General features: G+C 71.5%; 10 protein-coding genes and 1 pseudogene. 3 read left to right on the forward strand and 8 right to left on the reverse strand.

Annotation, left to right across the window (positions count from 1 at the left end):
- The first annotated feature begins 20 nt into the window (after positions 1 to 20).
- Together ACSC1Q_RS37080 and ACSC1Q_RS37085 are read left to right on the forward strand one after the other, a co-directional pair.
- The gene (locus ACSC1Q_RS37080; protein WP_436763396.1) at positions 21 to 524 is read left to right on the forward strand and encodes an ATP-binding cassette domain-containing protein; all 504 of its coding nucleotides are present in this window, start codon (positions 21 to 23) and stop codon (positions 522 to 524) included.
- Positions 521 to 1,111, forward strand: a complete 591-nt coding sequence (locus ACSC1Q_RS37085; RefSeq protein WP_436763397.1) for a hypothetical protein — start codon at positions 521 to 523, stop codon at positions 1,109 to 1,111. The genes ACSC1Q_RS37080 and ACSC1Q_RS37085 overlap by 4 nt, the downstream gene beginning before the upstream one ends.
- A 216-nt stretch (positions 1,112 to 1,327) precedes the next feature.
- Here ACSC1Q_RS37085 and ACSC1Q_RS37090 read toward each other — a convergent pair whose 3' ends face one another.
- The 3 genes from ACSC1Q_RS37090 to ACSC1Q_RS37100 form a co-directional block, all read right to left on the reverse strand.
- Positions 1,328 to 1,792 (reverse strand): hypothetical protein, encoded by a 465-nt coding sequence (locus tag ACSC1Q_RS37090; protein WP_436763398.1) that lies wholly within the window; start codon positions 1,790 to 1,792, stop codon positions 1,328 to 1,330.
- Between the two features lie 462 nt (positions 1,793 to 2,254).
- Positions 2,255 to 2,461, reverse strand: coding sequence for a hypothetical protein (locus ACSC1Q_RS37095; protein ID WP_436763399.1), 207 nt, complete (start codon positions 2,459 to 2,461; stop codon positions 2,255 to 2,257).
- Between the two features lie 489 nt (positions 2,462 to 2,950).
- Complete coding sequence (locus ACSC1Q_RS37100; protein ID WP_436763400.1) at positions 2,951 to 3,784, reverse strand: saccharopine dehydrogenase NADP-binding domain-containing protein; 834 nt, start codon at positions 3,782 to 3,784, stop codon at positions 2,951 to 2,953.
- A 27-nt stretch (positions 3,785 to 3,811) separates the two neighbouring features.
- Here ACSC1Q_RS37100 and ACSC1Q_RS37105 point away from each other — a divergent pair.
- Positions 3,812 to 4,182: pseudogene (locus ACSC1Q_RS37105) on the forward strand (helix-turn-helix domain-containing protein); the annotation flags it as partial.
- 171 nt (positions 4,183 to 4,353) lie between these two features.
- On the opposite strand, the gene ACSC1Q_RS37110 reads toward ACSC1Q_RS37105, so the two are convergent.
- The 5 genes from ACSC1Q_RS37110 to ACSC1Q_RS37130 all read right to left on the reverse strand — a co-directional run bounded on the left by ACSC1Q_RS37110 (position 4,354) and on the right by ACSC1Q_RS37130 (position 10,237).
- On the reverse strand, positions 4,354 to 5,886 hold the full coding sequence (locus ACSC1Q_RS37110) for an MDR family MFS transporter (RefSeq protein WP_436763401.1): 1,533 nt from the start codon (positions 5,884 to 5,886) through the stop codon (positions 4,354 to 4,356).
- Positions 5,887 to 6,465: 579 nt separating this feature from the next.
- Positions 6,466 to 7,131, reverse strand: coding sequence for a response regulator (locus ACSC1Q_RS37115; protein ID WP_436763402.1), 666 nt, complete (start codon positions 7,129 to 7,131; stop codon positions 6,466 to 6,468).
- Entirely contained in the window at positions 7,128 to 8,417 is a 1,290-nt protein-coding gene (locus tag ACSC1Q_RS37120) for a sensor histidine kinase (RefSeq protein ID WP_436763403.1), read from the reverse strand. Before ACSC1Q_RS37120 ends, ACSC1Q_RS37115 begins: the two co-directional genes overlap by 4 nt.
- A 49-nt stretch (positions 8,418 to 8,466) precedes the next feature.
- A complete protein-coding gene (locus ACSC1Q_RS37125; protein ID WP_436763404.1) occupies positions 8,467 to 9,252 on the reverse strand; it encodes an ABC transporter permease in 786 nt (261 codons plus the stop codon).
- 67 nt (positions 9,253 to 9,319) lie between these two features.
- Positions 9,320 to 10,237, reverse strand: coding sequence for an ABC transporter ATP-binding protein (locus ACSC1Q_RS37130; RefSeq protein ID WP_436763408.1), 918 nt, complete (start codon positions 10,235 to 10,237; stop codon positions 9,320 to 9,322).
- Positions 10,238 to 10,351 lie beyond the last annotated feature (114 nt).

Raw genomic sequence — 10,351 nt, forward strand, 5'->3', positions numbered from 1 at the left:
GGTGCCCGGGGACTCCGGCCATGTCCGGCGTGGAGGCCCGCGGCTCGGCGACGACCGCCCGGCAGGCCGGCCGTACCGGGCGGGAGGTCCTGACCCTGGGCGCGATGACGCTCGGCCTGCCGAGGTCGCGGGTCGACGAGGTCCTCGACCTGGCCGGGCTGACCGGCCGCGAGGGCGGGCGGACCGTGGGCGGTTACTCGCTCGGGATGCGGCAACGTCTCGGCATCGGCCACGCGCTCCCCGGCCGGCCCAGGGTGCTCGTCCTGGACGAGCCCGCCAACGGCCTGGCCCCCTTGGGCATCCGGTGGATGCGCGAGCTGCTCCGCGATCTCGCCGGCTCGGGGTGCACGGTGCTGCTGAGCTCACACCTGCTGTACGAGGTGGAGCGGATCGCCGACCACATCGTGATGATCGGCCACGGCCGCGTCCTCGCCCAGGGCACCGTCGAGGAGCTCGACCGGGGCCGGGGCCTCGGACAGACCTTCCTCGAACTGACCGCGGACACCGCCAGGAGCACGGCATGACCGGCACCCCCGCACCCGGGAGCAGCGTGAACACCGCGAAGGCCCCGAAGGCCCCGAAGGCCCCGAAGGCCCCGACGAGCGCGACGGACGACGTCACGACCACCGGCTCGAAGGCAGCGGACACGCATCGGCCCCGAACGCCGATCCCGTTCCGCCGGCCGCTGGCGGTCGAGGCCCGCAAGCTCTTCGACACGCGCAGCGGCAGGGTCATGACCGCGGCCCTGGTCATCCTGACGCTCGCGGCCGTCATCGGCCGCGGCGTCGTCTCCGGCCCGCGGCTGCAGACCCTGGTCGGTACGGCCGGCATCGGATTCGGGCCCCTGATCCCCATCCTCGGCATCCTCACGATGACCGGCGAACGGAGCCACCGCACGGCCCTGACCACGTTCGCGCTCGAACCCCGGCGCGTACGGGTGCTGGCGGCCAAGTGCCTGCCGCCGTTGGTCATGACTGTGGCCGCCACCCTGTTCGCGATGCTGGTCGCGGTGCCGGTGACGGCCGTCGTCGCCGGTGTGTCGGCGATCCTCTGGATCGTCGTCCCGATGGCGGCCGGTGTGGCGCGCGTGGTCCGCAAAGAGGTGAACTGACATGGGCCGCGACGGCGGGCGCTCCGGCGGAGGCGGAGGGTGTGACCCACCGCGCGGGCGGCTCCGGGAACGGGGAGCCCGGGTGGAGCGGGCAGTGACGGGCCATGCGGGGTGAGGGCCTGCGGGGGTGGCCACGGGATCGACGGTCACCCCCGCCCTTCGAACGCGACGCGTGTCACGACCTCACGAAAGGCGCGTCACGACCTCACGAAGGGATCAGAAGGAGTCGCGGTCGTAGCTGCCCCAGTCGAAGTCGCCGGGGCGGCCTTCGCCGACGCGGACGCGGAAGCCGTCGAAGCCGCCCTTGGCGCTGTAGCTGAACTTCCACTCGTGGTGGCCGCCGGTGTTGAAGCGGCGATTGTGCCAGCCGCGGTCGTCGTGGTAGTAGAAGTCGACGAAGGTGTCCTCCCGGTCGCGGTCACGGTCCCAGGTGTTGATGTCGAAGTAGTAGCGGCCCTTGGAGTAGTACCAGTAGCCCTTGTAGTAGGAGCGCTCACCGCGCGACTCGCCACGGCCGAAGTCGGAGTAGCCGGAGAACCAGTGCTTGGTGTACTGCGCCTGGGCGACCGAGGCCGTGCCGGCGGCGGTCGCGGTGGCGGCCTGGGCGGGGGCGGCGACGATACCGGCCGCCAGAGCGCCGGCCAGGGCCGTGCCTACCAGGACGCTGCGAAGCTTACGCATGAGGGATTTCCTTTGAGCGAGGGTGTTCGGGAAGAACCCGGTTGACCTGCGCCCGGTGCGCTTTCTCGGTGCCGCGCTCCGGACAGCACTGACATTAGGCGGGCGGAAAGTCCCGTTCTGCGTACAAACACACACATAGCGCCGAGCGTGTACTACGACACACAAACACCCCTCGCCCCTGCCGTTCCGGCGCGGCCGGGAAACAGGAAGCCCCCGGCGCCTCAGCGGGGCGGCGGCCGGGAGCGATCGCCGGGAGCACCCGCGGCTCGACGAGGTATCCCCCGTCGAGCGGGCCACGGCCTCCGCGGCGCGGGACCCACCCCGGCCGGGCGCGGCTCCCTGACGACGGTCGACGACTCAAGCGCGATTTCGCCGAAAGGCCGGTGGCTTTCGTGGCATTATGCCGAAAAATCCAATATGCGATCCAGGTACGGCCAGGAGCATCATGGCAGGCCGGGACAGTCAGGTAATCGTCAGCTGGTCGAATCTCTCGTCCTCCGACTGGCCGAAGACCGCGTCCTCGGGGAAGGACGCCCTCACGGTCACCCTGCCCGCCGATCCCGAGGACCACGTCGCCGCCGTCATGGAGGCGTGGACCGGCCGGGGCCTGACGATTTTCGACCAGCGCTCCAGGATGCTGTTCGTGGCGGGAGAGGGCCCCGACGTCATCGCCTACTACGCCGCCGTCTGCGGCCTGGCGAAACGATGGATCGAGATCCAGGTCGGGGGAGTGCCGCTCGATTTCCAGCGGGCCTGCGACGAGGGGCGCGAGCTGGCCGACGCGGGCAGCCCGGCGGAGCGCCTGGTGTGGGCCCAGGTCGGCGGGGAGGATCCGGGCCACCTGCCGTACGCGGCCTTCGAGGCCGGGACGAGCCTCGGCCGGGAGGCGGTGTCGATGATCCGCCACGCGCCGAGGTTGCGCCTGGTCCCGCCCGGCCGCGTCGAGCCCGCTCTCCTGTGTTTCGCGCTCGTGGCCGGGATCCGGGGCGCCGAACGCCTCCCCTTCCTCTCGACCGGCCGCGAACCGGAACCGGACGGCAGGGATTCACCGGACCAGGGGATCGACCTCCACGAGATCCGGAGGCGGATCGGCGTCCACAGAAGGCTCCGCCGGCCGGACGCCGACGAGATCGTCAGGCCCGGCACCGACCTGGCGGGCTACCGGAGGCTGGCCCAGGCGAACGCCATGCCGGTCGAGCCGGTCCTTCTCCGGCTGGGGTGCTCCGCCACCGCCGACGATCCCGCCCTGTGGGACTGTCCCCGGACCGGGCCGCCCCACAAGAAGGACGCGAGACCCTCGTTGCGGATCCGGCGGAACCGGGCCAGGTGCGGGGTCTGCGACAGGGAACCTCTCACCCCGGTCCAGCTGGCGCGGACACCTTGCGGATCACCCCCGACGAGGCCGCCTCCTTCGTCGTCGACCTCGGGTGCGTCACCGGCCGCCCCGCCCTCGGCTACCGCCGCCCGGAGCTGGTCGCCCCGCCACGCCGGGGGCCGCCAGCTGTCGAGCGCGATCGCGATCGTGATGTCGTCCGCGACCGGCCAGTCGCCCATCGCCGCACTGGCCAGCAGGTCGCCCAGCCCGCCGTAGAACGCCATCGACGGGGCGACCACCACTCCGGCGTCGCGGGCCTGGCGGGTACGCCGCTGGAACATCTCCACGGTGACGGCCTGCTCCGCGGCCACGTCCAGGTAGGGGATGCCGGCGCGCAGCGCCGCGTCGGCCACGGGGAGCGCGGTGCCGGCGAAGGGGCCGGCGCAGTTGACGACCGCCGCCGCGCCCGACAGCGCGCGGTCCAGGGACGCGGGATCCGCGGCGGACGCGACCCTGGCCCGCGCCCCCGGGTGGGCCTGGGCGGCGGCGTGCGGCCTGGCGGCGTCCCGGCCGACGAGGAGGGGCTCGCGGCCGCGCCGGCGCAGCTCGGCGACTACGAAGGCGGCGGTGTGTCCGTAGGCGCCGAAGACCGCGATCGCCCGGTGTTGTCCGTTCATGCGACCATGATCACGGCCGTGGACACCGGCCACGCGCTCGCCGCCCTGCTGCACCGGGCGAGCGGGCGGCTGCACCAGCCGCTGACCGTGTCGGACCTGGCCCGTCAGGCGAACATGAGCACCCGCAACCTGACCCGGCGTTCACCGCGGCGACCGGCGTCACTCCCCTGCGCTGGCTGCACACCCAGCGCGTCCACCGCGCCCAGGAACTCCTCGAAGCCACCGGCGACAGCGTCGAGCACATCGCGGCCCGCACCGGGATGGGCACCGCGGCCACCCTGCGGCACTTCCACCGCGCCCTCGGCGTGCCCCCGGAGACCTACCGGAACACCTTCCGCAACCACCACACCCCGCCTGCCCCGCCCGGTCCGCCCGCCCCGTCCACCGGGGCGACCTGACGGCCCGCCGCAGGGCGGCACGGGCTCGGGCGGCGAGACGGCCGTAACGGGCACGGCCGGTTACGGGGCATCGGTTGTGGGACATCGGTCACCGGACGGGATCGAATCGATCGGCGCCGCGCCGCCCCCACCCGTCGCGGCGTCGCGCTTCTCCCGCCGCCGCCGCCGTCGTCACACCGGCTGTATCGCCGGCCGGGTCTCCTCGATCTCGCTCTCGTCGCTCTCGTCCGTGTCGTCGCTCTCGTCCGTCTCGCCGGTCTCGTCGCTCTCGCCGGTGCCGTCCGCTCGGGCGGGCAGGAGCAGGGCGGTGACGACCACGACCACGGACAGCACCGCGCCGATGACGAAGGCCAGCCGCATGCCGCCGAGGGTGGCGAGCACCTCGGTGGTCCCCTCGGACTTCAGGACGTCGGCCCGCGCGCTCATCACGGTGATCACGAGTGCGGTGCCGAAGGCCGCGAAAACCTGCTGCAGGGTGCTCAGGATCGAGCTGGCGTGGGAGTAGAGCGGCGGCGGGACCGCTCCGAGCCCGAGGGTGAACACCGGGGTGAAGGTCGCGGCCAGGCTCACCATCAGCAGCGCGTGCAGGCCGAGGAGCTGCCAGAACGGCATGGTCATCGTGACCAGGGCGAAGCCGGTGAGCGCGAGCGTGATCCCGATCGCGCCGGGGATGACCAGGACCCGGCCGCCGAACCGGTCGAACAGGCGGCCGACGACCGGGCCGAGCAGCCCCATCGCGAGACCGCCCGGCATCACGAGCAGCCCTGCCTGCAGGGCGCTGAGCTCGCGGACGTTCTGCAGGTAGAGCGGCAGCAGGACCATCGAGCCGAGCATCGCCATGAAGGCCACCGACATCAGGATCAGCGAGACCGTGTAGGTGCGGTAGCGCAGGGTGCGCAGGTCCAGCAGCGGCACGCCGCGCTTCTGCAACGACAGCTGGCGGAAGACGAAGACGGCGATGGCGGCGAGGCCGGCCGCCACGATCGAGGTGGCGAAGGCGACGTCACCGCCCTCGAACCGGCTGAGCCCGTAGACCAGACCGCCGAAGCCGGCGGCCGCGGTCACCACGCTCAACCAGTCGACGGTGCTGAACTCGGGCTCCCCGACGTTCTTGAGCTGCTTCAGGCCGCGCCACGTGATCAGGGCGGCGATGGGGAGCACCACGGCGAACAGCAGCCGCCAGGACCCGAGCTGGAGGATCACTCCCGAGACCGTCGGGCCCATGGCGGGCGCGACCGAGATGGCGAGGGAGACGGTGCCCATCACCCGGCCCCGGTCCGATTCCGGCACCACCTGCATCAGCGTGGTCATCAGCAGCGGCATCATCACCGCCGTGCCGGACGCCTGGATGATGCGGGCGCCCAGCAGCACCTCGAACGAGGGCGCGACGGCGGCCAGCGCCGTGCCGAGAAGGAACAGGCCCATCGCGGTGGCGTACGCGCCGCGGGTGGACACCCGCTGCAGGAACCATCCGGTGACCGGGATGACGGCGGCCATGGTCAGCATGAAGGCGGTCGAGAGCCACTGCGCGGTCTGCTCGGTGATGTGCAGTGCGCTCATCAGCCGCGGGATCGCGTTGATCATGATCGTCTCGTTGAGGATGACCACGAACGTGGCGAGCACCAGCAGCCGGATCACAGCCGGGGTGCGACCCGGGGTGGCGGTCGCGGGCTTGGCGGGTGAGTCGAGCTGGGGGCTGAGCACGTTACCTCAATCAAGGGTAGTCAGATATGGCACGGTCATGGCTGGCGTGCCAGCCCTGGGTCTCGCAGAAGTTGTGGTCACGCAAAGAATGACCGTCACCACCGACAAAACTCATCGCTCGCCCACAACATTCCGGCAAGCGGCAGGAGATGTCACCCGATTTTCACCTGCGGACGACGATCCCCCGGCTATGCGAGGGAGCACCCGAACCGCGCCATGACCTGGGCGGACACCCCACACCCGACCCCTGAGCCCGGACCACCACAGTGGCGAACATCACGAATCGGGAAAGGCGTCGCCCCCGACCGGCCGGCTCACACCCGCGACCGGACAACCTGACGACCCGCCCTCGCCCCGCCTCACGGGACCCCCATGGCGTGCCAGCCGGGCGACACGAGGGCGGCCTCGCGGTCGGCGAGGCTCCGAAAACGCCCCCTCACCCAGGACCGGATCGAACCCACGGTGGCCGACGTGTGACCGTGGCGGTGAAGGTCGCCGCCAAGGTCCCCGCTGACGTTCAGCGGGGAACGACCTGCGCCCGCCCGCTCGGGTGGGCCGGCGACGGACGGCCGGGCCGTGTCAGGACGGCTCCCGCGCCTCGGGGGTGAGCAGCCGCCGGTTGAACGCCTCGGCCACGGCGGCGGCCCGGTCGCTCACGCCGAGCTTGGCGTAGATGTTCAGCAGGTGACTCTTGACCGTGGCCTCGGTGATGAACAGCCTGGCGGCCGCCTCGCGGTTGGTGTTCCCGGCCGCCACGAGTTCGAGGACCTCCAGTTCCCGCTGGCTGAGCAGTTGCGGGGCGGGCGTCCTGACCCGGTTCATCAGCCGTGCCGCCACCGAGGGGGAGAGGACGCTCTCGCCCCTGGCGGCGGCCCGCGCGCCGCGCAGCAGGTCCTCCCGGGGAGAGTCCTTGAGCAGGTAGCCGGTCGCGCCCGCCTCGATCGCCGGCAGTACGTGGGTGTCGTTGTCGTAGGTGGTCAGCACCAGCACCCGCGCGGTGACGCCGAGCCGGGTCAGCTCGGTGATCGCGGTCAGCCCGTCCATGACGGGCATGCGCAGGTCCATCAGGATCACGTCGGGCTCAAGCTCCCCGGCGAGCCGCACGGCCTCGGCGCCGTCCGCGGCCTCACCCAGCACCTCGAATCCGGGCGCGGAGGCGAACATGCCGCTCAGCCCGTCCCTGACGATGGGATGATCGTCCGCGATCAGCAACCGGATCGGAGGCTCGGCCGTGCGATCGGTCATGCGGGGCTCCCGGCCGGCAGGGTGGGGACACAGGCCGAGATCCCGGTGCCGACGCCGGGCTCGGACTCGATCCGCAGGCTCCCCGACAGCCCCTCGACGCGCTGCCGCATGATGGTCAGGCCGAACCCTCCGTCGCGGGACGACGGCCGCGACGCGCCGGTTTCGAGACCCCCGGGGTCGAAGCCCCTGCCGTCGTCACGCACGTCCAGCGCCACCTCGTGTTCCAAATAGGACAGCGTCACTCCCACCCTGGTGGCGTGCGCGTGCTTGGCCACGTTGGCCAGCGCCTCCTGCGCCGTACGCAGCAGCGCGAACTCGGTCTCCGGCGCCATCGGCCGTACCGTGCCGGTCGTCGTGACCTGGACGGCGAGCCCGTGCAACGTCGACCACCGGCCGGCGACGTCGGTGAGCGCCTCGCTCAGGCGCGCGGTCTCCAGCGGCTCGGGCCGGAGCGCGTCGACCGAGCGCCGGGCCTCCACCAGGCTCTCCCTCGCCAGCGTCTTCACGGCTTCGAAGGGGCGGTGCCACTGCGCGGGGACGTCGTGCATCTGCTCGGCGGCCTGGAGTTGCGTGATGATCCCGGTGAGTCCCTGGGCCAGCGTGTCATGGATCTCGCGGGCCATCCGCCGGCGCTCGTCGAGGATTCCCGCCTCCCTGGCCTGGGCGAGCAGCTGGGCGTGCAGGCCGGCGTTCTCGGCGAGCGTCGCCTCCAGCAACCGGTTCGTCCGGCTCAGCTCGTCGAGGGCCTGGAGGCGCTGCTCCCTCTCCCGCTCGGCGATCTGGAGGAACCAGGCGGTGACGCACATCATGACGATGTTGACGACAACGATGATCGCGGAGATCGTCAGGCCGAGAGCGGTGGTCTTGGGTACGTCGGACGCCTGTGCGACCCCGGCCACGACCGCCACGGCGGCCACGCCCAGCAGCCGCCACGGCCAGCGAAGGACGGTGAAGGCGTAGATGTAGGAGGCGGGGGTGAACAACCCGAACGCGGGGTCCCGCGCCACCAGGATCGCGGTGATCACCACCAGGCCGGTGAAGAACACCCCCATGATCAGCGGGCGCTCCCACCAGGCGGGGCGCAGGGTGAACGTGACGAGCATCCACCCCGCGGCCAGCCCGCACAGACCGAGGTCGACGAGCGGGGAGTCGTCGCCCGCCGACCGCTCCACGATCACCTTGAAAACCACGAGGGCGGCCAGCAGCGTGTACGGCACCACGGTCACCAGCAGAAAGGGGTGCTGTCCCCGCTTCGCGTTCCAAGGCTCCGACGTCTGCCCGCTCACATCCCTCTCCTTCCGCCTCGACCCCGTGCCCGGTGCCTGCTCCCGGCGCCTATTCCCAGCGGAACCAGCGGACCGCGACGACCGAGCATATGACCGCGTAACCCGCCAAGGTCAACAAGGGCTGGGCGGACGGGAAGTGGCCCTCGAAGGCGGCCTCCTGGAACGCCCGCATGCCCGCGCCGAGCGGGGTGTAGTGGCTGATGTCCCGCATCAGCGGGGGCATCTGCGAGATCGGCACCCAGAGCCCGGCGAAGAACATCATCGGGAAGAACAGCACCGTGCCGATCGCCGTGGCCGGGCCGCGGCCGGGCGCCAGCGCGGTGATCATCAGGCCGATCGAGAGCAGCGCGGCGGCCGCGAGCAGCCAGCCGACGGCGAAGCCGGCGAGATTCCGCGGCAGATGGACGCCGAAGCCGAGCCTGGCCACGGCGAGGAACAGGGTCACCGCGACGAGCGCGATGGCGAGGTTGGCCACGAGCTGGGCGGCGAGCACGCGGGCCGGGCCGACCGGCGTGGTCCGCATGCGCCGCAGCACGCCGTTCTCCCGATAGCCCGCGAGTATCGTCGGCAGGGCGGTCAGCGCCAGGATCGCCAGGTTGAACAGGATGATGACCGGCACGTAGAGGTCGAAGTACGTCAGGCCGCCACCGGCCTCCACGGGCTCCCTCAGGACGGGGACGTTGCCGAGGATGATCAACAGGACCAGCGGGAAGCCGACCCCCCACAGGGGACCTGTCTTCTCCCGGACACAGAGCTTGATCTCGGCTTTGGTGAGCCTCCACGTCGCGGAACCGCGCTTGGCGGTGACGGGGACGGCCGTGCTCAGGGCTGACATGGGTATGACGTCCTCTCTTCGTGGCCGGGCTGCGCTTCGTGACCGGGCCGCGTCGGTTCGGTTCGGTTCACGCGGTGGTGCCGGGGCGTTTCCCGGTCAGCTCGACGAACGCGTCCTCCAGGCTCGCCTGCTCGACGCGCAGCCGTTCGGCCACGATCTGGTTGCGGGCCAGTACGGCGGTGACGGCGTTGAGCGCGTTGCTGTTGCCGTTGACGACGACGAACTCGCCCTTGCGGGTGACGCCGGAGACGTCGGGCAGGCTCGTCAGCAGCTCGTCGTCCAGCCGCCTGGACGGGCGAAACCGGATCCGCTGCTCGATGCGGGCCCGCTCGGTCAGCCCTGCCGGGGTGTCCACCGTGACGACGCGGCCCGCGTCGATCAGCGCCAGCCGGTCACACAGCCGCTCGGCCTCCTCCATGAAGTGGGTGACCAGCACGATCGTCACGCCGCGCGAACGCACGCTCTCGATCAGGTCCCAGGTGTCGCGCCGCGCCTGCGGGTCGAGGCCGGTGGTGAGCTCGTCGAGGATCGCCACCCGGGGGCTGCCGACGAGCGCCAGCGCGATGGAGAGCCGCTGCTTCTGGCCACCGGACAACTTGGCGTACCTGGTCCTCTCCTTGCTCGCCAGGCCGAGACCTTCCATCAGCTCGCGCCAGTCGGCCGGGTCGGGATAGAAGGAGCTGTAGAGCTCCAGGGCCTCGGCGACCTCCAGCCGCTCCTGGATCTGCCCAGCCTGCAACTGCACGCCGAGCCGCCGGGTCAGCTCGGCGCGGTCCCGGCGGGGATCGAGCCCTAGCACCTTGATCTCGCCCCGGTCCGGCGTACGGAGGCCCTCGACGCACTCCACGGTCGTCGTCTTGCCGGCGCCGTTCGGGCCGAGGATGCCGAAGATCTCGCCCTCCTGGACGGTGAGCGAGACGTCGTCGACCGCGACGTTGTTCCCGTAGCGCTTGCGGAGATTGCGTACCTCGATGACCGGTGGCATGAGCGTGTCCTCTCGGGCTTGGACCTCGGCGGCCTGCTGTGTCCAGCCTTCTACGACGGCGCTCTTTCCGGCATTGACCGGTGGACGGGACCTGATCGCCGTACGGCGGGTGAG

Source organism: Streptosporangium heterodermiicola, from assembly GCF_051390675.1.
Classification (GTDB): domain Bacteria; phylum Actinomycetota; class Actinomycetes; order Streptosporangiales; family Streptosporangiaceae; genus Streptosporangium.